The 20717-nt window shown below is 63.9% G+C and carries 14 protein-coding genes; 9 read left to right on the top strand and 5 right to left on the bottom strand.

The annotated features are described in order from the left end of the window. Window positions 1-77: 77 nt before the first annotated feature. A complete protein-coding gene (locus tag FFS12_RS20395) occupies window positions 78-1328 on the top strand; it encodes a calcium-binding protein (RefSeq protein ID WP_137887367.1) in 1251 nt (416 codons plus the stop codon). Window positions 1329-1510: 182 nt separating this feature from the next. After that, window positions 1511-2287, top strand: coding sequence for a ferredoxin--NADP reductase (locus FFS12_RS13790; protein ID WP_137887365.1), 777 nt, complete (start codon window positions 1511-1513; stop codon window positions 2285-2287). A gap of 157 nt (window positions 2288-2444) precedes the next feature. Here FFS12_RS13790 and mscL read toward each other — a convergent pair whose 3' ends face one another. After that, complete coding sequence (mscL, locus tag FFS12_RS13785) at window positions 2445-2855, bottom strand: large-conductance mechanosensitive channel protein MscL (RefSeq protein ID WP_137887363.1); 411 nt, start codon at window positions 2853-2855, stop codon at window positions 2445-2447. A gap of 218 nt (window positions 2856-3073) precedes the next feature. On the opposite strand from mscL, the gene FFS12_RS13780 reads away from it, so the two are divergent. Together FFS12_RS13780 and radA are read left to right on the top strand one after the other, a co-directional pair. After that, entirely contained in the window at window positions 3074-3331 is a 258-nt protein-coding gene (locus FFS12_RS13780; protein WP_137818262.1) for a YdcH family protein, read from the top strand. A gap of 56 nt (window positions 3332-3387) precedes the next feature. After that, window positions 3388-4752, top strand: a complete 1365-nt coding sequence (radA, locus tag FFS12_RS13775) for a DNA repair protein RadA (protein WP_137818261.1) — start codon at window positions 3388-3390, stop codon at window positions 4750-4752. A gap of 90 nt (window positions 4753-4842) precedes the next feature. On the opposite strand, the gene FFS12_RS13770 is transcribed toward radA, so the two are convergent. Continuing rightward, the gene (locus FFS12_RS13770; RefSeq protein WP_137887361.1) at window positions 4843-5211 is read right to left on the bottom strand and encodes a PilZ domain-containing protein; all 369 of its coding nucleotides are present in this window, start codon (window positions 5209-5211) and stop codon (window positions 4843-4845) included. 351 nt (window positions 5212-5562) lie between these two features. Here FFS12_RS13770 and FFS12_RS13760 point away from each other — a divergent pair, with 351 nt between their 5' ends. Further along, window positions 5563-6069 (top strand): DUF3015 domain-containing protein, encoded by a 507-nt coding sequence (locus tag FFS12_RS13760; RefSeq protein ID WP_137887357.1) that lies wholly within the window; start codon window positions 5563-5565, stop codon window positions 6067-6069. A 567-nt stretch (window positions 6070-6636) separates the two neighbouring features. Next, window positions 6637-7614: a GTPase gene (yjiA, locus tag FFS12_RS13755; RefSeq protein ID WP_137887355.1), complete on the top strand. Its 978-nt coding sequence runs from the start codon at window positions 6637-6639 to the stop codon at window positions 7612-7614. Window positions 7615-7689: 75 nt separating this feature from the next. Here the strand turns inward: yjiA and glyA are convergent, their stop codons facing one another. Beyond that, window positions 7690-8943 (bottom strand): serine hydroxymethyltransferase, encoded by a 1254-nt coding sequence (glyA, locus tag FFS12_RS13750; protein WP_137887353.1) that lies wholly within the window; start codon window positions 8941-8943, stop codon window positions 7690-7692. A gap of 323 nt (window positions 8944-9266) precedes the next feature. Next, window positions 9267-13388, bottom strand: coding sequence for an EAL domain-containing protein (locus FFS12_RS13745; RefSeq protein ID WP_137887439.1), 4122 nt, complete (start codon window positions 13386-13388; stop codon window positions 9267-9269). Between the two features lie 454 nt (window positions 13389-13842). On the opposite strand from FFS12_RS13745, the gene ettA reads away from it, so the two are divergent. Further along, a complete protein-coding gene (gene ettA, locus FFS12_RS13740) occupies window positions 13843-15507 on the top strand; it encodes an energy-dependent translational throttle protein EttA (RefSeq protein WP_137887351.1) in 1665 nt (554 codons plus the stop codon). A 164-nt stretch (window positions 15508-15671) separates the two neighbouring features. On the opposite strand, the gene FFS12_RS13735 is transcribed toward ettA, so the two are convergent. Then, window positions 15672-17528 carry a DUF4105 domain-containing protein gene (locus tag FFS12_RS13735; RefSeq protein WP_137887349.1) on the bottom strand — a complete coding sequence of 619 codons (1857 nt, stop codon included), beginning with the start codon at window positions 17526-17528 and terminating at the stop codon, window positions 15672-15674. Between the two features lie 161 nt (window positions 17529-17689). Between FFS12_RS13735 and FFS12_RS13730 the strand changes: the two genes are divergently transcribed. Together FFS12_RS13730 and FFS12_RS13725 are read left to right on the top strand one after the other, a co-directional pair. After that, window positions 17690-18013, top strand: coding sequence for a TraR/DksA family transcriptional regulator (locus FFS12_RS13730; protein WP_137887347.1), 324 nt, complete (start codon window positions 17690-17692; stop codon window positions 18011-18013). Window positions 18014-18109: 96 nt separating this feature from the next. Continuing rightward, complete coding sequence (locus FFS12_RS13725) at window positions 18110-20566, top strand: Lon protease family protein (protein ID WP_137887345.1); 2457 nt, start codon at window positions 18110-18112, stop codon at window positions 20564-20566. Window positions 20567-20717: the final 151 nt, after the last annotated feature.

The following is a 20717-nucleotide window of genomic DNA, read 5'->3' as shown; positions in this document are numbered from 1 at the left end:
AGGCGGGAAAACCGCAGCGAATCCTGCGCAAAAGGCCTGAATCCAGGTCTGTTGGGTGATTCGCCTGGTTCGGGAGCTTGAAAAAACGTCAAATCGGGCGGGTTGGGGCAGTTGGAGCTGAGTTTTTCAACGGTCTGCTAAGCGGCGGCGCGGATCGCGACACATTGCGCGGCGGCGACAGTGAAGACACCTTGAGCGGCGGCGCTGGCAACGTCTCTACGCTTGCCGACGGCAACGGCAACGGCAACGGCAACGGCAACGGCAATGACATTGTCTTTGGCGACGCCGGCAACGATACCCTGGACGGCGACGCCGATGAATTCGTGTTCTTCCTGGGCTTCAACCCCAGCTCGCCCTTCGCTGCGCACGATACAGTGCTGGACTTCGAGGGGGGCGGTGTAGTCGGTGGCGACTTGCTTGCACTGCGGAACTCGCAGCTGGTGTTCCGCGGCGAGATTGACGTCAATCCAAATCCAGCCGCGGCATTGCCCGGCGCCGGCAACGGCGTGACCGAACTGGTCTATACGGTCAAGAGCGGCGACACCTGGCTGCTGGCCGACGAGAATGACAACGGGACGCTCGATGGCAGCGACTTCGCGGTCAAGTTCCTCGGCGTGCAGAGCTTCACGGTGGATGATTTCACCCGAACAGACTTCGTCACGGCCGGCACCGAGGGGGATGACATTCTCGACGGCACCGCAGGCGCCGACAAGATCTTCGGCCTGGGCGGCAACGACGTGCTGACCGGGTTGGCGGGCGACGACCTGCTCAATGGTGGCGCCGGGGACGACGTGCTGAATGGCGGCCCTGGCGACGGACTCGATGAGCTCTTCGGCGGCGTGGGCAACGACACCCTCAGCCTCCAAGACAGCGGCTTCGGCGGCAACGCCTTCGGCGAGGCGGGCGACGACCTGCTGATCGGCAGCGATGCGGCGTTTTCGTTTTCGTCGCTGGACGGCGGTGAGGGCAACGATAGGCTGCTGGCCGGTGTCGCAGGCGCCTCCATGAGCGGTGGCCTGGGTGATGACGTGCTGGTGGGCAGTGCGGGCGACGACTTCATGGTCGGCGGCATCTTGTTCGATACCAGCGCAGGCGTGGACAAGTTCCAGTTCGGTGCGTTGTGGGGCAACGACACCATTCAGGACTTCGAGAATGGCGTGGAACTGATCGACCTGAGCGCTAGCGGTCTGACCTTCGCGGATCTCACCATCACGGATCCGTTCGGCTTTAACGACAGGACGCTTATTTCTGCCACTGCGGGCACCATCACCCTGACCGGCGTCCAAGCGACCGACATCACCGTGGCCGATTTCACCTTCTTCGTGTGAGTGCTTGAAGCATGCCCACGCCTTAAGCATGCGTGGGCATGCTCAACGGCTAATAAACCGGGGCGTCACTTGTCCCGAGGATCGCGGCTAGGCGCACAATCGTTCCAAATATCAGCACCGGCGGTGTTGCGGGGCGCCTCTTTGCGAGAGACTGAGGCCATGCGCCAACCAGGAACGGATGTATGACCGCCCGCGAAGAGAAGTTCACCCGCCAGACCGTACTCGAGGTGCAGCCGCTGGCGCCCGGCCTGTTCACCCTGCGCACCACGCGCGATCAGGGCTTTCGCTTTCGCTCCGGGCAGTTCGCTCGGCTCGGGGTCGGCAAGGCCGATGGCAGCACGGTCTGGCGCGCCTATTCGATGGTCTCGTCGCCCTACGATGAATTCCTCGATTTCTTTTCCATCGTGGTGCCCGGCGGGGAGTTCACCAGCGAGCTGAGCCGTCTGCAAGAGGGCGACACGCTGTTGGTGGACAAGCAATCTTTCGGTTTTCTCACCCTCGACCGTTTTGGCGACGGCCGCGATCTCTGGCTGCTGGCCACCGGTACTGGCGTGGCACCGTTTATCTCGATCCTTCAGGACTTCGAGGTGTGGGAGCGTTTCGAGCGCATCATTCTGGTCTACAGCGCCCGCGAGGGCCGTGAGCTGGCATATCAGCCGTTGATTGCCGAGCTCGGCCAGCGCGATCACCTGGCCGAGTATGCGCACAAGCTGCAGTACATCCCGGTGGTCACTCGCGAAGAGCACCCCGGCGCCCTGCACGGGCGCATCACCACCCTGATCGCCAACGGCGAGCTGGAGCGCACCGCCGGCCTGGCGCTGACGCCCGAGCATTCGCGGATCATGCTCTGCGGCAATCCGCAGATGATCCACGACTGTCGTGCCCTGCTGAAACAGCGCGACATGCAGCTCAGCCTGACGCGCCGGCCGGGACAGGTCGCGGTGGAGAATTACTGGTAAGCCGGCTCAAAGCCTTGGCAATGCATGCAAACGGCGCCTGCGGGCGCCGTTATTTTGGTGCGCCCAGTGCGTAGGGTGGAATCCCCGGAGGGGCTTCCACCGGCGGCGGCGAGCTAGCCCAGTTTGGTGGATTACGCCGCTGCGCGGCTAATCCACCCTACCGGTTCTGCTGGGTCTTGAGCAGGTCGCGGATCTCCGTGAGCAGCGCCTCTTCCGGCGTCGGTACCGGCGGCAGCGTCGGCGCCGCCGCTTCTTCACGCTTGAGTTTGTTGATCACCTTGACCCCCATGAAGATGGCGAAGGCGACGATGACGAAGTCCAGCACCGTCTGGATAAACTTACCGTAGCTCAGCATGACCGCCGGAATATCGCCCTCGGCGGCTTTCAGGGTGACGGCCAGTTGGGAGAAGTCCACCCCGCCAATCAGCAAACCAATCGGCGGCATCACCACATCACCGACGAACGACGAAACGATCTTGCCGAAGGCGGCGCCGATGATGATCCCGACCGCCATATCGACGACATTGCCTTTGACCGCGAAGGCCTTGAACTCGCTGAGTACGCTCATAGGTTTACTCCCTGTGTTTTGAGATGAGTGGCGGCAGTGTAATGCAGCGCCAAGGCGCCTCCCAGCACGCGTGTGCGGCGCGCTGCGAGGCTGGCCAGAGCCTGCTGTCGGACCCAACGGGGTGGCTGCCTGACGGTGCGACCGAGGGTAGGTTCGACCGACGGTGGCTGGGCTAGGCTAAAAGAACAAGTCCAATCAACCGGAGGAGGGATCAGACCATGACGCTCGAATACCATCCGCTGATGCGGGAGTTTCCCGAATTTCATGTCGAGCTGCGGGCCTTGCATGGCCGCGATGCGCATTTCACCCGCTTGGCGGCGGACTACGAGGCGCTGGACAAGCGCATCTATCTGGTCGAGGACGGCCGCGAAGCGCTGGATACGGAGGCGCTGCAGGTGCTGAAGAACGAACGGGTGACGCTCAACGTCGAGATCGCCCGGCAACTGAAGGCGGCGGCCAACGGCCGAGGTGCTTGAACACCGGCGCGGCTGCTGCGGCTATCATGCGGGCTTTCCTCTGACAGGAGTCCGCTATGGCCAAGGCCAAGCGTCTGTACGGCTGCACCGAGTGCGGCGCCACCTTCCCCAAATGGGCCGGGCAATGCGCTGAGTGCGGAGCGTGGAACACCCTGGTCGAGAGCCTGATCGAAGCCGGCAGCGAGGCTGCCAACGGGCGTGCGGGCTGGGCTGGGCAGCAGGCGCAGATCAAGACGCTGGCTGAGGTCAGCGTCGAGGAGATGCCGCGCTTCTCCACCGCTTCCGCCGAGTTGGATCGGGTGCTCGGGGGCGGTCTGGTGGATGGCTCGGTGGTGCTGATCGGCGGCGACCCGGGGATCGGCAAGTCGACCATCCTCCTGCAGACCCTGTGCAATATCGCCACGCGCCTGCCGGCGCTGTATGTCACCGGCGAGGAATCCCAGCAGCAGGTGGCCATGCGTGCGCGGCGCCTGGGTCTGCCGGAAGACCAACTGAAGGTGATGACCGAGACCTGCATCGAGGCGATCATCGCCACCGCGCGCCTCGAGCAGCCGAAAGTGATGGTGATCGACTCGATCCAGACCATCTTCACCGAGCAATTGCAGTCGGCACCCGGCGGCGTCTCGCAGGTCCGTGAGAGTGCGGCGTTGCTGGTGCGTTATGCCAAGCAGAGCGGCACGGCGATCTTCCTGGTCGGTCACGTCACCAAGGAGGGGTCGCTGGCGGGGCCGCGGGTGCTCGAGCACATGGTCGATACCGTGTTGTATTTCGAAGGCGAATCGGATGGCCGTCTGCGGCTGCTGCGCGCGGTGAAGAACCGTTTCGGTGCGATCAACGAACTCGGGGTGTTCGGCATGACCGACCGCGGCCTGAAGGAGGTCTCCAACCCTTCAGCGATCTTCCTCACCCGCGCTCAGGAGGAAGTGCCGGGCAGTGTGGTGATGGCGACCTGGGAAGGTACGCGGCCGATGCTGATCGAGGTGCAGGCCTTGGTCGACACCAGTCACCTGGCCAACCCGCGGCGGGTCACCCTGGGGCTGGATCAGAACCGCCTGGCCATGTTGCTGGCGGTGCTGCACCGGCATGGCGGTATTCCCACTCACGACCAGGACGTGTTCCTCAATGTGGTCGGTGGGGTCAAGGTGCTGGAGACCGCGTCGGACCTGGCCTTGATGGCCGCAGTGATGTCCAGTCTGCGCAATCGGCCGCTGCCGCATGATCTGCTGGTGTTTGGCGAGGTCGGCTTGTCCGGCGAGGTGCGCCCGGTGCCGAGCGGTCAGGAGCGCTTGAAAGAGGCGGCCAAGCACGGCTTCAAGCGCGCCATAGTGCCCAAAGGCAATGCGCCCAAAGAGGCGCCGCCAGGGCTGCAGGTGATTGCGGTGACCCGTCTGGAACAGGCGCTGGATGCGTTGTTCGAGTAAAGGCAAGGGTTGTAGGGGGTGGCCTTGGCCGTGAACGGGGCGCCGCGTAGGCTGGGTTTCGCTTCGCTCTACCCAGCCTAGGCTGCCGCCTTATTCCCCGCCCAGCGAGGCCAGCTCGCACTCCAGCAGGGTTTCGTCGCCCAGGTTGAGTTCGACCAGGCGGCGCAAGTGGCCGATGGAGTCGAGGTCGATATGCCGGCAGACAAACCCGAGTAGGTCTTGCTGGGTATGGATCAGCAGTACCTCCATGCTGACTTGCGCCTCGGCACTCAGCTCGATACGCGCCTCGAACGGCTGATCGGGGTCGCAGTGCCAATCGCGCGGGCGTTTTACCAGCAGCCCCTTGAGCGACAGGTCATGCAGCTCAACCGTCCAGCGCCGTTCACCCTGGGCGAGTTCGGTGGTGGCGTCGAAGGCGATGCGCTGAAAACGCCGCCGCTCGTTGGTTGACTCACTCATGCACTGACTCCTTGGCAGTTTTGTCCACTATAGCTAAGGCTGTGCTGCGCGCGGCCGCTTGTGGCTCGGCGGCGCCGCCAGTAATAAAGGCCCGCGCGGCCGGTGAGCAGCGCCAGGCCGAGTAACCAGAGAGACGGGCAACGCAAGGCTCAGGGCGCCGGCAAGCGCGATAAACAGCAGGTAGAGCAGCGGTGGGGCAAGGACGACCCTGGTCGCGCGAGTGGGCATGCTGCCTCCTGGCAGAAAACTGTCTGCAGTGTAGCGCCAATGCCGCCATCGGTTTGACAGCTGAGCCAGCGTCGCCAAAGCTGCAAATGCGGTTTTTCTTATAATTTCCTGCGGAGCGCAGATATGGATAAGCGACTGCTAAGCAAAGGTTTGATTCTCGGGGTCCTGAGTGCGGCCAGTTTGCTGGCTCAGGCTGAACCGGCCGGCGGCAAGGGCTGCGGTTGGGGCAATATGCTGTTCGAAGGCCAGCGAGGCCTGTTTCCGCACCTGCTGGCGACCACCACCAACGGCACTTCAGGGAATGCCACCTTTGGTCTGACCTCTGGTACTAACGGCTGTGACTCCAGCGTCAAACTGGGTTATGGCGGTCGTTCGTTGCTGGCCATGAATGGCATGCTCGACTCCATCGCCGAAGACATGGCGCAGGGGCAGGGCGAGGCGTTGGATGCCTATGCCACTCTGCTGGGTATTGAGACGGCTGACCGGGTGCATTTTGCGCAAGTCACTCAACAGAACTTCGGCCGCATTTTCTCCAAGGCCGACGTGACCAGCGAGCAAGTGCTGGCTGCCACCCTCGACGTCATGAGCCGCGATGCGCAACTGGCGCGTTACGCCAAGCACCCCGCTTAAACAACATCTGCGTTGCACCCACCGAGCCGGGCTGTTGCCCGGCATTTTTATCCCTCCAGTTAAGTGTGCGGGCAGGTTCTAGGCCTGGGGCTGATAGTGAATTGCTCAGAAGCGGTTAGGCTTATGCGGCCGCTGGTCTGTCCAGCCGTTGGGAGTTCTCGCTGAGCACTAACATTAGCCTTCTACGCCACGTGCCGTGGTCGGTCCGGTGCTGGCGGCGCAGCGGTGGGATTTCCCTGCCCGGGGTTATATATTGCTGCTCGCGTCCATCTGGCTGGGGCAGATCGCGGAAGCCCCATAATGGCCAAAATCTTCGGTTTCACCGTTGTGCAAATCACCTGGATGCTGGTCGACTATGGCTTCGTTGCCGCGGTACTGCCGATGTAGCGGGTGCTGGCCGTTTGGCTGTTGATCTGCACCTCCACGGCTGGACTGATCGAGCTGTGTGGCGGCTGGGTGACTCGCGGTGCTCAGCCCTGCGAGGGCGTTCGATACTGAAGGCTTGTGTCCTACCCTGCGGGAGCGACGAATAACTACTTTCTCAGACCTCTCCAAGGATTCGTTGTGATGTCGAATGCGCCCATCCCGGTCACCGTGCTCAGCGGTTTTCTCGGTGCCGGCAAGACCACGCTCCTGTGCCACCTGCTCAAGGCCGAGCATGGTTTGAAGATCGCCGTGATCGAGAACGAGTTCGCCGAGACCGGCATCGACACGCAGCTCCTCGGCGACGGTCCGGTGCAGGTCATGACCCTGGCCAATGGCTGCGTCTGCTGCACCATCCATGGCGATCTGGAGCGGGCCCTGTACCTGCTCTTGGAGCGTCTGGACAGTGGTGAGATTGCCTTCGATCGCCTGGTCATCGAATGCACCGGCCTGGCGGACCCGGCACCGGTGGCGCAGACCTTCTTCGTCGACGAGGAACTGCGCGAGCGCTACCTCCTCGACGGCATCATCACCCTGGTCGATGCCGCGCATGCCGAACGCCACCTCAGCGAAACCATCGCCCAGGCGCAGGTTGGCTTTGCCGATCGCATCCTGGTGAGCAAGCGCGATCTGGTCGACGCGGCGACGTTCGAGGCGCTCAGCCAGCGCCTGACCCGGATCAACCGCCGCGCGCCGATCCGTGTGGTCGACCACGGCCGCATCGAGCTGGCGGAACTGCTCGATGTGCGCGGTTTCAATCTGAATGCGGATCTTGGCCTTGGCCTGCCCTCGCGGTCACTGCTGCCGGTTCGCGGCAGCGCGCCTGAGCGGATCGCCAGCCTGGTGCTGCGCAGCGAGCAGCCGGTGGATATCGACAAGCTCAGCGAATTCATGAATGCGCTGCTGGAAAACCACGGTAACTCGCTACTGCGCTACAAGGGCGTGTTGAACATCGCCGGCGAGGCGCGGCGCCTGGTGTTTCAGGGCGTGCTCAAGCTGTATGGCTTCGATTGGGACACAGAGTGGCGCGAGGGTGAGGTGCGCGAAAGCGTGATCGTGTTCATCGGTGACGAGCTGCCGGAAGAGCAGATCCGCGCGGGCTTCGCTGAGGTGACGGCCTGACTCCTACGGATGGCATTTGCGCTTGCCCAAACAAAAACGCCCGGCAATTGCCGGGCTTTTTTATTGCGCTGACGCTTAGTTGCCGTACACCGGGAACTTGGCGCACACGGCTTTGACCTGGCCACGGACGCGGTCGATCACCGACTCATCGTTGAGGTTGGCGAGGATCTCGCAGATCCAGCCCGCCAGTTCGCGGCACTCGGCTTCCTTGAAGCCGCGGGTGGTCACGGCCGGGGTGCCGATGCGCAGGCCGGAGGTGACGAACGGCGAGCGTGGATCGTTAGGTACCGAGTTCTTGTTGACGGTGATGAAGGCGCGACCCAGGGCGGCGTCGGCGTCCTTACCGGTGATGTCCTGCTTGATCAGGCTGAGCAGGAACAGGTGGTTCTCGGTACCGCCGGACACCACGTCGTAGCCGTTCTCGATGAACACCCCGGCCATGGCCTGGGCGTTCTTCACCACTTGCTGCTGGTAGGCCTTGAACTCCGGCTGCAGGGCTTCCTTGAAGCACACCGCCTTGGCCGCGATCACGTGTTCCAGCGGGCCACCCTGGGCGCCCGGGAACACCGCGGAGTTGAGCTTCTTCTCGATCTCTTCGTTCTTGCGCGCGAGGATCAGGCCACCGCGCGGGCCGCGCAGGGTCTTGTGGGTGGTGGTGGTGACCACGTCGGCGAACGGCACCGGGTTCGGGTACACGCCAGCCGCCACCAGGCCGGCGACGTGGGCCATGTCGACGAACAGGTAGGCCCCGACCTTGTCGGCAATGGCACGGAAGCGGGCGAAGTCCAACACCTGCGAGTAGGCGGAGAAACCGGCGACTATCATCTTCGGCTGGTGCTCGACGGCCAGGCGTTCGACCTCGTCGTAGTCGATCAGGCCGTTGCTGTCGATGCCGTACTGCACGGCGTTGTAGAGCTTGCCGGAGGAGCTGACGCTGGCGCCGTGGGTCAGGTGACCGCCGTGGGCCAGGCTCATGCCGAGGAGGGTGTCGCCGGCCTGCAGCAGGGCCAGGTACACCGCGCTGTTGGCTTGCGAGCCGGCGTGCGGCTGGACGTTGGCATAGTCGGCGCCGAACAGCTGCTTGGCGCGGTCGATGGCCAGTTGCTCGACCACATCGACGTATTCGCAGCCGCCGTAGTAACGCTTGCCCGGATAACCTTCGGCGTACTTGTTGGTCAGCACCGAGCCTTGGGCTTCCATCACCGCTGGGCTGGTGTAGTTCTCCGAGGCGATCAACTCGATGTGCTCTTCCTGGCGCTGGGCTTCTTGCTCCATCGCGGCGAACAGGTCGGCGTCGTAGTTGGCGAGAGTCGTTTCACGGCTGAACATGGCAATCCCCTGAGAAAAATCAGCTGGGCGGTGGTAAGAGGGGGCGGATTCTACCGCATCCGTCGCTGGCTGGCACATGACGGTCGGTCATGTGATGGATAAGCGGGGCTCATTGTGCATGGCTGGTGCCGGGCGCGGATTGGAAGGCGCAAAACCGTAGGCCGGGTAGAGTGCAGCGACAAAACGGCAGGAAAGCCGTTTCGCACAGTTTTAGCTGCCCGCAGGGCGAGGTGCATGGATGCGCCTCATGAAACCCGGCTAGGCCCTTTGCTGGGTTTCGCCGGAAACGGCTCTACCCAGCTTACATCTCTTTCGCGAGCCGCTCAGCTCAGCATAAACAGCGCGGCACCGCCGAACTGGGCGGCGAAGTGGTTGGCGCTCATGGGTTTGCCAAACAGGTAACCCTGGACTTCGTCGCACTCGTGTTCACGGAGGAAATCCAGCTGCTCCTGGGTCTCCACCCCCTCGGCGATCACCGCCAGGTTCAGGCTGTGGGCCATGGCGATGATCGCGCGGACGATCTGTGCGTCCTGCTCGCCGAGCGGCAGGCCGTCGACGAAGCTGCGGTCGATCTTCAGCACGTCGATGGGGAACTGCTTCAAGTAGTTCAGCGAGGAATAACCGGTGCCGAAATCGTCCACCGCGATGCACAGGCCGAGGCGCTTCAAGCCGGCGAGGATCTGCATGGCCTCGCCGACGTCGCGCATCAGGATGCTTTCGGTCAGCTCCAGCTCCAGGCACGCCGGGGGAATGCCGCTGTCTTGCAGGATGCTGGCGATGCGCAGGCCCAACTGGCCTTCGGCGAACTGGCGGGCCGAGAGGTTGACCGACACCTTCGGCACCCGCACCTTGGCCGCGTGCCAGGCCTTGAGCTGACTGCAGGCCTCGGCCACCACCCAGTCGCCGACCTGCACCACCAGCCCCAGCTCTTCCAGCACCGGGATGAACTCGCCTGGCGACACCAGGCCGCGGCGCGGGTGCCGCCAGCGCAGCAAGGCCTCGACGCCGGTCAAACGCTTGCCGTTGCCACTGAACTGCGGCTGGTAATAGAGCACGAACTGCTGCTGTTCGAGGGCATGCCGCAGGTCGCTTTCCAGCTCCAGGCGCTCCAGGGCCGTGGCGTTCATCGCCGCCTGGTAGAACTGGAAGTTGTTCTTGCCGCGCTCCTTGGCGTGATACATGGCGGTGTCGGCGTTCTTCATCAACTGGCTCAGTTCGTTGCCGTCTTGCGGGCTGAGGGCGATGCCGATACTGGCGGTGACGAAGAACTCGCGACCTTCGAGGATGAAGGGTTGCGCCAGGCTGGAGAGAATCTGTTCGGCGACGTGAATCGCCCCGTTCAGCGCGCCCTCGCGAGTGGCGCGTGGCTGCAGCAGCAGGGTGAACTCGTCGCCGCCCATGCGCGCCACGGTGTCGTCCTCGTCGACGCAGGCCGCCAGGCGCAGCGCCACGTCCTTGAGCATGCGGTCGCCGGCGGCGTGGCCGAGGGAGTCGTTGATCGGTTTGAAGCGGTCGAGGTCGAGGAACATCAGCACCACCCATTCCTGATGCCGTTCGGCATGCTGCAGGGCGGTGTGCAGGCGATCCTGGAACAGGCTGCGGTTAGGCAGGTGGGTCAGGGCGTCGTAGTAGGCCAGGCGGTGGATGCGTTGCTCGCTGGCCTTGCGCTCGCTGATGTCGCTGAAGAAGCACACATAGCTGACCAGATCGCCTTCTTCGTCCTGCACCGCGGTGATCCCGACCCAGGCCGGGAAGCTTTCGCCGTTGCGCCGCGTCAGCCAGACCTCGCCTTCCCAGCTGCCGTGCAGATTGAGTTGGCTGAGGATGTAGCGCAGGTGGTTGGCCTGCTGACGGTCGTCGGTGAGCATGCTGGGCAATTGGTCGAGCACCTGCGCGCTGGAATAGCCGCTGACGCGGCTGAAGGCCTCGTTGACCTGGACGATATAGCCGGCCGGGTCGGTGACCAGAATGGCCGCGGTGGAGTGCTCGAACACTGTCGCGGCCATCCGCAGGTCTTTCTCGGCGCGGCGCTGCTGGCCGATATCGCGGCCAACGCCGAGCAAGCCCTCGAAGCGCCCATGCTCGTCCCACATCAGGGTCAGGCGAAGCTCCACCGGAATCTTGCGGCCATCGCAACGCAGGCAGTCGAACAGGAACAGCTGGGTCGGCAGTTGGCTGCGCAGTTCGCTCAGGCGCTGCGGATCGCCGAGTGCTCCGCGCACCCGCTCCAGCAGCCGATAGAAGCCGGCCAGCTGGCGCGGGTCGGCGGCGATGCTGTGGAAGTTGTGGCTGATCAGCCACTCGGTGCTGTAGCCCAACACCGGCTGTACCGAGGGGCTGACGTAGTCGAACTCGAGACTGCTGTCGGTGGAGAAAATCACATCGCTGATGCTTTCCGCCAGCAGGCGATAGCGCCGCTCGTTGTTGCGCAGCAGTTCGCTGGCTTCGATCTGCTCGGTGACGTCCTTGGCCACCCCGATCAGGCGGTTGACGCGGCCAGCCGGGTCGCGATTCAAGGCCTGTTCGCGGATATCGAACCAGCGCCAGTTGCCGTTGCGGTGCCGCCAGCGCACCTGGCATTGCAGCAGCAGGCCATCGCCGACCACCTGCTGCAGGTTACGGATGCGTTGATACAGCTCGCCATCGTCCGGGTGCAGGATGCGCTCCCAGAACGACTCGCCCATCGCCTTCAGCTCCGGCTTGCTGTAGCCCAGCTGCAGGCCGAGGTGATGGTTGCTGAACAGCACCCGCTTGTTGCTCATGTCATGCACGTAGAGGGTATCCGGCACCGTGCGCACCACCTCCGACCAGAAGCGTTCGCGCTCGATCAGCGATAGCTCGACGCGCTTGCGGCTGGTGATGTCGCTGATGCTCAAGGTCACCGCGTGGTAATCCTCGAGCCGCTCCGGCAAGCGTAGAACCAGCCACAGATGGCGCTCGTGGCCTTGCGGGGTGGCGACCCGGCTCTCCAACTCGAGCTGGCTCTGGCCGCCCAGCATGGCGGCGATCAGTTGGAAGCGAATGCCGCCGGCGCGCACTGGGCCGCGGCCAATCAGGTGCTGCCAGGCCTGCTCGGTAGAGCCGACGCCGAGTAAGCGCAAGGCCACTTGATTGCTCTCGGTAATCCGCAGTTGCTGGAGTAGTTCCGGGTGGCTCTGTGGATTGGCCTCCAGCCACCGGCTCAAGCTGTCGTGGTCATGCAGGCCCTGTTGCAGCAGAAAATGGCGCAGGCCAGCCAGGTCGAGCACGCAGAGGGCGATGCCGCTGCCTTCGAAGATGTCTTGGTAGCGCCGCCGGGTTTCCTGCAGCACGCGCAGGGCTTGCTGCTGCTCGGTGACATCGCGCAGCACCCAGACATGCCCGAGGTGCTGACCGCCCTCGGGGAGGTCGCTGCGGGTCACGCTGAACAGGCGCCGCTGGCCGTCCTGCAGTATCTCCACCAGCTCCGGGGCGCGGTCGTGGTGCCGGCTCGGGCCGTGCAGCAACAGCGGGTCGAGCCCGGGCAGCAGTTCGAGCAGGTGGCGGCCGTGCGCCTCGTCAGCGCGCAGGCCGAACAACTGCTCGGCTTGCGGGTTGAGGTAGCGCAGCCGACCATCGCACTGCGTCACCAACACTCGCTCCTCGATGGCCCGCAGGGCGCTGCCGGCATGCTGCAGCGAACGGCGCGCGGCGGCATTCGGTTCGCGCAGCAGACGCCGCAGGGCCAGCAGGGTGAGTAGGGCGCAGAAGCTAAACAGCAGAAACTTGCCGGCCAGCTCGGGCAGCAGTTCGGCCGTTGCCCGGCGTTCATCGAACAGGCTGCGCAACTGCCAGTCGCTGCCGGCCAGGGGTGTCGGCAGCAGGCTTTGCGCTTGCTCGGTGGCGCTGACGGGCATGCCGATAGGGCTGCTGTGCGGCAGCTCCGGCTGGCGGGCGATCACCCGCTGGGCCAGGCGATCTTCGAGCAGCCAGGAGTGCCCACGGCTGTCGAAGCCAGGCACGCCATCGCGCAGCGCTTCCAGCCCGAGGCGGACGATCCAATAGCCACTGGTTTGCGCATCCGCCGCTTGGCGCAACAGCAGGTAGATCTGGCCGCCGTCACGATCGTTGAAGGCAAAGTGATAGGGCTGGCCGAGGTTGCCCTGCAACAGGCTGGCGAGGAAGGGCGCGTCATCTGCCGCGGCCTGGCTGTCGGCGAGGACGCCGCCACGCGGGCTGAGCCAGACCAGGCTACGGAGTGCCGGAAAGATCTCCCGCAGGCTGTTCAATACGCTGCTGCGCTGCTCGGGCTCCGGTGGGTGCAGGGCAGTCTGGCGCAGCAGGGCGAGGCCGGTGTGGGCCTTGAGCTCCAGGCTCAGGGCCAGGTGCTCGGCCAACTGCTGAGCGTATTCGTGCTCGCGTTGCTGGCGATGCGCCTGGCGTTGCCGGAACTCCTGGTGCAACTGCCACAGCAACAGCCCGAGCATGAGCAGCACCAACAGCACCAGGGCGCCTTTCACCGAACCCGGCAAGGGGGCGGCGAGCGGGTCGCCAGGCGCGTGCTTGAAGGTGGATGGCTTGGGCTTGGGCACGAACGAAGATCCTGCGGTAACGGCTTGAATGGGGCAGGTGGCGCGCCGCCGACCTTGAATCGGGCACGCGCGGGCCGGCTAGCATGCCCATAACCGTGGCGAAGTGCCAGTTGGCCCGACGAGCGTCGGTTTGCCCTGTGGGGCACATTCCGGTAGCTTTGCCGCACGCGCGCGGGAGCGCCGGCCTCCGGCAGTCAACGGCTCGTCGAGGCACGTCTCGCCGAAGCTTGGCTCCCGCCCAAGCAGTGTTAGGCTCTTTTCCGCAAAAGCCAGCTCACTGCCTGTTGCGCGAGCTCTTTCCTGGCTCGCGCGCTAGTCATCCATGTCTGTCACAGAAGCTAGGTTCCTCATGGCTCAATACGTCTACACCATGCATCGGCTGGGCAAAGTTGTGCCGCCGAAGCGGGAAATCCTCAAGAACATCTCCCTGTCCTTCTTCCCCGGCGCCAAGATCGGCGTGCTCGGCCTGAACGGCTCGGGCAAGTCGACCCTGCTGAAAATCATGGCGGGCGTCGATAGCGAATTTAACGGCGAGGCGCGGCCAATGCCGGACCTCAACATCGGTTACCTGCCGCAGGAACCGCAGCTGGACCCGGAAAAGACCGTGCGTGAAGTGGTCGAAGAGGCCGTCAGCGTGATCAAGAACGCCCAGGCGCGCCTGGACGAGGTCTACGCCGCGTACGCCGAGCCGGATGCCGACTTCGATGCGCTGGCTGCCGAGCAAGGCAAACTCGAAGCCATTCTGCAGGCCGCCGACGGCCACAACCTCGAGCGCCAGCTGGAAGTCGCCGCCGACGCGCTGCGTCTGCCGGCCTGGGATGCCAGGGTGGTACACCTGTCCGGTGGTGAGAAGCGCCGCGTCGCGCTGTGCCGCCTGCTGCTGTCCGCGCCGGACATGCTGCTACTGGACGAACCGACCAACCACCTGGACGCCGACTCGGTGGCCTGGCTGGAGCATTTCCTCCACGACTTCCCCGGCACCGTGGTGGCGATCACCCACGACCGTTACTTCCTCGACAACGTCGCCGGCTGGATTCTCGAACTCGACCGCGGTGCCGGCATTCCTTACGAGGGCAACTACTCCGGCTGGCTGGAGGCCAAGTCCGACCGTCTGGCTCAGGAGTCCAAGCAGCAGTCGGCTCACGAGAAGGCGATGAAAGAAGAGCTGGAGTGGGTGCGTAAAGGCGCCAAGGCGCGGCAGTCGAAATCCAAGGCGCGTCTGCAACGCTTCGAGGAAATGCAGTCGCAGGAATTCCAGAAGCGCAGCGAAACCAACGAGATCTACATCCCGGCGGGTCCGCGTCTGGGCGATAAGGTCATCGACTTCAACAATGTCTGCAAGGGTTACGGCGACCGGGCGTTGATCGACAACCTGTCGTTCAGCGTGCCCAAAGGCGCCATAGTCGGCGTGATCGGCGGTAACGGCGCGGGTAAATCCACCTTGTTCCGCATGCTGATGGGTAAAGAAACGGCGGACTCCGGCAGCATCGAAGTCGGTGAAACCGTCAAGCTGGCCTGCGTCGACCAGAGTCGCGATGACCTCGAGGGTGGCAAAACCGTGTGGGAAATGATCTCCAATGGCTCCGATGTGATCCGCATCGGCAACTACGAGATTCCTTCGCGTACCTACGTCGGCCGCTTCAACTTCAAGGGCGGCGACCAGCAGAAGTTCGTCAAGGACCTTTCCGGTGGTGAGCGTGGCCGCTTGCACCTGGCGCTGACCTTGAAAGAGGGCGCCAACGTGCTGCTGCTCGACGAACCGTCCAACGACCTCGACGTGGAAACCCTGCGTTCGTTGGAAGAAGCCTTGCTCGACTTCCCCGGTGCGGCGATTGTGATCTCCCACGATCGCTGGTTCCTCGACCGGGTGGCCACCCACATCCTGGCCTATGAAGACGACTCGCAAGCGGTGTTCTTCGAAGGCAACTACAGCGAGTATGAAGCCGATCGGCGGAAACGCCTCGGCGAAGCCGCCGCCCAGCCGCACCGGGTGCGTTACAAGAAGCTCGCGTAGGCTGGGTAGAGCAAAGCGAAACCCGGCAATGAAACCGGCAATGAAAAACGGAGCCCCAGGGCTCCGTTTTTTATGCCTGCGGTTCTATCGTCAGGATCTCGATCGGCCGCTCTCCCGCCGGGCGCTTCCAGTTGTAGGGCGGGTTTGCCGCCTGCATACCACTGCTAATAGTGATACCACTTCAGTTCCAGTTTGATTTCATTCTCCGGCGCGCTCAGTTGGCTGAACTCGCGCTGGACAGAGAGGCGCAGGCCGAGGTTGCGCGACACTTCCCACTGCTGATTGAGGCTGAGTGTGCGGCGTACCTCGCCGTTGTAGAAGTAGTCGCCGGCGGCCTCCAGGCTCAGGTTGCCCAGCGGGTTGTGCCAGAGCAGGCCGCTATTGAAGCCAGCGGCGGGGGCGATAAAGGTAGCGAAGTCGGGGTTGTTTTCGATCCGCAGCGTGCCCAGGGCAAAGCCCAGCAGCTCATCGTTCAGTTGCCAGGCGCCGCCGGCGCCGCCATTCAGGTGCGTGACCAGGCGCTCGCCGCCGTCTTCGCCGAGGACGCGCTCCAGGCCGCTGGCGACTTGCCAGGACCACGGCTTGAGCAACTGATTGCGCGGCGTCAGTGAGCGGATGGTGGCCAGATCCAGGCGTTGCAGCTGCCAGTGATTGCCCTCGTATTGGCGCAGCTTGAGCTGCAGGATCTCGATCTGTGCGCCTAGCGGGAAGCCGTACAGAGTGTCGTTCAGGTCGTGATAGGCCATGCGTAGGCCGTACTCGGCAAAAGCGCGGTCATCACGGCTGCCGGCGCCCAGTTGCCAGGTGCGCGATTGATGGCCGTCTTCCGGCAGGCCGGGGCGTTGCACCGCAAGTGCGGGTGGCGGGTTCTGGTTGATCGACTGCAACAGGGCAAAGCTGCGCTGGGCGCTCGCGCTGTCACGCACCTCGCCGTTGGCGCGGTAGCGCGTCAGGCGAAACGCGGCGTCCTGAATCAGCGCCCGGCGCTTTTTCGGCAGGCGTTGCAGCGCGGGGTTGTTCAGCTGGTTTTGCTCATCGGCGAGCAACAGCACCCAATCCTGCTCCTCCGTGTCGAGGGGTTTGGCGCGGGCCAGCAGCTCGTGTTCACGGGACGGGCGATAGTCGATGCGTTCCACCAAATCGGCATTTTCCACCGCGCGTACGGTGTCGGTGGGGATGGCGGTGAGGGGGAATTGCTCGGTGAGTTCGAGGCCTGGGCGGGCGATTTCCAGCAGCTCGAGCAGGCGGTAGGAACAATTCTCGTCGAAGAAGAAGTAGTCGAACTGGATCTGTTTCAGCTCCCAGACATGCTCGACCATCCGTGCGGTTTCCTCCGGCGTCAGGTTCAACCGGTATTCCCACAGGTCGCGGTTTTCCAGGCTGCGGTATTCGGCGAGCTTCTCGCGATAGGGCACCAGGGCGAACAGCCCCGGGTAGCCGCCCATCAGGCCTTTCCAGGCGTAGAGGAGGCTGTTGTCCATGCCCTCGATAAAGGCGCCGAAGTTCAGCGCATAGCTGAGCAGGGCGGTGTTGTTGCTCTGGACGTCGGCCTGGTCGATGCGCAGCAAGGTGTGGCCGAACATCGACGAGGGGCTGTTCAGGTAGGCCGCGGGGAAGATCAGCACGCTGCTGTGTGGGGCGATGTCCTTGAACCAGGCCTCGAACTCGCCGCAGGCGGGGTGCGGCAAATCGCGCAGTTGCAGCCGTTCGCGCAGCCAGCGGGTGCGTGCGGGGTAAACGCATTGGGCGTGTTTATCGCCACTGTCAGCGGGGGCGTACAGGGCTTTGAACGTGGCGGCCAACTCCGCTGCCGGGTCGCTGTCGCCGTCGGGGGCGAGGAAGAACTGCTGGTCATCGACATAACTGTGCCAACCACCGAGCTTGCCGGTTTCATAGTGGCCGAGGGCGATCCAGTATGGATCGGCGGCCAGGGCGTGCAGGCGCTCGTCGGCTAGGCTGGGGGCGGCCTGCAGTGGGGCGCAGGTACATAGGGCCAGAGAGAATAAAATCCGTTTCAACATTGCTGTTCTTCTTCTAAGGCAATGCGCGGAGCTTTGAGGATGCCCTGTGTGGGTGTCAAGACAGCCGAGTACAGGCCATTGCGCAAGTTTTTTCTGCGCCCCGTGCAGGCTGTGCGGCAGCGTCCACACTTAGATAAGGCTTTGCTTTAGGAGTGTGCACCATGACTGCCTTCGACCCTCGGGCCGCACTAGACGCCATGCTCGCTGAGAATGGTGCGCGGGCGAATGCCATCCGCGAAGACTTGGCCCGTAGTCACTCGCCGGATTTCGCCGAACAGGCCCTCCAGCGGCAGAACGACGAAGTGCTGGAGGCCTTGCTGGCCGAGAGCGAGGCGGCTTTACGGCTGGCGGGATTGGCCAAGCTACGGCTGGCGGAAGGCAGTTATGGTTACTGTCTGCGCTGCGGCGAGCCCATTCAGCCGGCCCGCTTGGCCGTCATGCCGGCTGCCGAGTACTGCCTGGCCTGCGCCGATCTGGGCAATTGAAGCGGTTCGCGGTGAACGCCTTGCCAGGTGTAATCGGCCAGCGCCAGAATGCGGCCATCTCCCGCGGCTTTGCCCCGCCCGATCTAAGGACTCCCGATGCCTGATCCCGTTGCTGCCGGCCTGCGCCTGGCGCCCGATGCGCTGACCCGTCCCTTCGATGCCAGCCAGTTCAACTTCACCATCACCGATGATCTGGAGCCCTTTCGCGGCGTGCTCGGCCAGGAGCGTGCGGTAGAAGCCCTGCAGTTTGGCGTGGCGATGCCGCGCCCCGGTTACAACGTGTTTGTCATGGGCGAGCCGGGCACCGGCCGTTTCTCCTTCGTCAAGCGCTACCTCAAGGCTGAGGCCAAGCGCCTGGAAACGCCGGCGGACTGGGTCTACGTCAATCATTTCGACGAGCCGCGCGAGCCGCGTGCGCTGGAACTGCCGCCGGGCACCGCGAGCGCCTTTATCATCGATATCGAGGTGTTGATCGATAACCTGCTGGCGACCTTCCCGGCGGTGTTCGAGCACCCGGCCTATCAGCAGAAGAAAAGCGCCATCGACCGCGCGTTCAACCAGCGTTACGACCGTGCGCTGGATGTGATCGAGCGGCTTTCGCTGGAAAAGGAAATCGCCCTCTTCCGCGACCACAGCAACATCGCCTTCACCCCGATGAAAGACGGCAAGGCGCTGGACGAGGCCGAGTTCGGGCAACTGCCGGAGGCCGAGCGTGATCGCTACCACGCCGATATTTCGGCGCTGGAGGAACGCCTCAACGAAGAGCTGGCTAGCCTGCCGCAATGGAAGCGCGAGTCGAGCAATCAGCTGCGTCAGTTGAATGAGGAAACCATCACCCTGGCCCTGCAGCCGCTGCTCGTGCCGCTGTCGGAGAAATACGCGGAAAATGCCGGGGTCTGCGCCTACCTGCAAGCGGTGCAGGTCAATCTGCTGAAAACCGTGGTCGAGCAGTTGGTGGATGAAAACAAGCTCGATGCGCAAGCCCGCAAGTTGCTGGAAGAGCAGTACAGCCCCAGTCTGGTGGTCGGCCATCACGTCAGCGGCGGCGCGCCGGTGGTGTTCGAGTCGCACCCGACCTACGACAATCTGTTCGGGCGCATCGAGTACAGCACCGACCAGGGTGCGCTCTATACCAGCTATCGGCAGTTACGGCCGGGGGCGTTACACCGAGCCAACGGCGGCTTCCTGATGCTGGAAGCGGAGAGGTTGCTCGGCGAGCCGTTTGTCTGGGATGCGCTGAAGCGCGCCCTGCATACGCGCAAGTTGAAGATGGAATCGCCGCTCGGCGAACTGGGACGTTTGGCGACGGTTACGCTGACCCCGCAAGTGATTCCGTTGCAGATCAAAGTCGTCATCATCGGCTCGCGCCAGCTGTATTACGCCCTGCAGGACCATGATCCGGACTTCCAGGAGTTGTTCCGCGTCCTGGTGGATTTCGATGAAGACATCCCGCTGGTCGACGACAGCCTGGAGCAGTTCGCTCAACTGATGAAAACCCGCACCTCGGAAGAAGGCCTGGCGCCGCTGACGGCCGGCGCGGTGGCGCGTCTGGCAACCTACAGCGCGCGCCTGGCCGAACATCAGGGGCGTTTGTCGGCCCGTATCGGCGATCTGTTCCAGCTGGTCAGCGAAGCCGATTTTATCCGTCAGTTGGCCAGCGATACGGTGACCGACGCCGGGCATATCGAGCGGGCGCTGAAGGCCAAGGCCACGCGCACCGGGCGGGTCTCGGCGCGCATTCTCGATGACATGCTGGCCGGCATCATCCTGATCGACACCGCCGGTGCCGCGGTCGGCAAGTGCAACGGCCTGACGGTATTGGAGGTCGGCGATTCGGCCTTCGGGGTGCCGGCGCGGATTTCCGCCACGGTGTATCCGGGCAGCAGTGGCATCGTCGACATCGAGCGCGAGGTCAATCTCGGCCAACCGATCCACTCCAAGGGCGTGATGATTTTGACCGGCTACCTCGGCAGCCGTTACGCCCAGGCGTTTCCCTTGGCGATTTCCGCCAGCATCGCCCTGGAGCAGTCCTACGGCTATGTCGACGGCGACAGTGCCTCGCTGGGTGAGGTCTGCACGCTGATCTCCGCGCTATCGCGTACTCCCTTGAAGCAGTGCTACGCCATCACCGGCTCGATCAACCAGTTCGGTGAGGTGCAGGCGGTCGGTGGGGTCAACGAGAAGATCGAAGGCTTCTTCCGGCTCTGCGAGGCGCGCGGCCTGACCGGCGAGCAGGGCGTGATCATCCCGCACGCCAACGTCGCCACCTTGATGCTCGATGAGCGCGTGCTGCAGGCGGTGCGTGCCGGCCTGTTCAATGTCTACGCGGTGCGCCAGGTCGACGAGGCGCTTGGCTTGCTGGTGGGCGAGGCCGTCGGTACGCCGGATGCCGACGGCCAGTTTCCCGAGGGTAGCGTTAATGCGCGGGTGGTCGAGCGACTGCGTGAGATCGCCGAACTGGAGCTGGGGGACGACGAGAAAGACGTGGAAGAGGACAAGCCCAAGAGCCCGGTGCCGGCAGATAAACTGCAGGACAGCAAAGCCGCAGGATGAGGCTTGTGGCGCGCGATGACCTGGCTGGCTGCTCAGTGGCTGGTCGGTCATTGAGCAGGTTGGCGCCAGCCACGGCGGCTGGCATCTAGCCCGGCTTTCCCACGTGTCGTCCACAGAGTTATCCACAGCAAACGGGGATAACCGCAGACTT

This window comes from Pseudomonas sp. 2FE (assembly GCF_005503735.1).
In the GTDB taxonomy this organism is placed as follows: Bacteria; Pseudomonadota; Gammaproteobacteria; order Pseudomonadales; family Pseudomonadaceae; genus Aquipseudomonas.
This window is presented reverse-complemented; position numbering and strand designations above follow the sequence as displayed.

Excerpts from the sequence above, each read along its gene's own strand:
- glyA (WP_137887353.1), bottom strand. The coding sequence starts at position 8,943 with ATGTTCAGCCGTGAAACGACTCTCGCCAACTACGACGCCGACCTGTTC.
- FFS12_RS13745 (WP_137887439.1), bottom strand. The coding sequence starts at position 13,388 with ATGCTCGGGCTGTTGCTGTGGCAGTTGCACCAGGAGTTCCGGCAACGC.
- FFS12_RS13770 (WP_137887361.1), bottom strand. The coding sequence starts at position 5,211 with ATGAGTGAGTCAACCAACGAGCGGCGGCGTTTTCAGCGCATCGCCTTC.
- FFS12_RS13760 (WP_137887357.1), top strand. The coding sequence starts at position 5,563 with ATGGATAAGCGACTGCTAAGCAAAGGTTTGATTCTCGGGGTCCTGAGT.
- FFS12_RS13790 (WP_137887365.1), top strand. The coding sequence starts at position 1,511 with ATGACCGCCCGCGAAGAGAAGTTCACCCGCCAGACCGTACTCGAGGTG.
- ettA (WP_137887351.1), top strand. The coding sequence starts at position 13,843 with ATGGCTCAATACGTCTACACCATGCATCGGCTGGGCAAAGTTGTGCCG.
- yjiA (WP_137887355.1), top strand. The coding sequence starts at position 6,637 with ATGTCGAATGCGCCCATCCCGGTCACCGTGCTCAGCGGTTTTCTCGGT.
- mscL (WP_137887363.1), bottom strand. The coding sequence starts at position 2,855 with ATGAGCGTACTCAGCGAGTTCAAGGCCTTCGCGGTCAAAGGCAATGTC.
- FFS12_RS13735 (WP_137887349.1), bottom strand. The coding sequence starts at position 17,528 with ATGTTGAAACGGATTTTATTCTCTCTGGCCCTATGTACCTGCGCCCCA.
- FFS12_RS13730 (WP_137887347.1), top strand. The coding sequence starts at position 17,690 with ATGACTGCCTTCGACCCTCGGGCCGCACTAGACGCCATGCTCGCTGAG.
- radA (WP_137818261.1), top strand. The coding sequence starts at position 3,388 with ATGGCCAAGGCCAAGCGTCTGTACGGCTGCACCGAGTGCGGCGCCACC.
- FFS12_RS13780 (WP_137818262.1), top strand. The coding sequence starts at position 3,074 with ATGACGCTCGAATACCATCCGCTGATGCGGGAGTTTCCCGAATTTCAT.
- FFS12_RS13725 (WP_137887345.1), top strand. The coding sequence starts at position 18,110 with ATGCCTGATCCCGTTGCTGCCGGCCTGCGCCTGGCGCCCGATGCGCTG.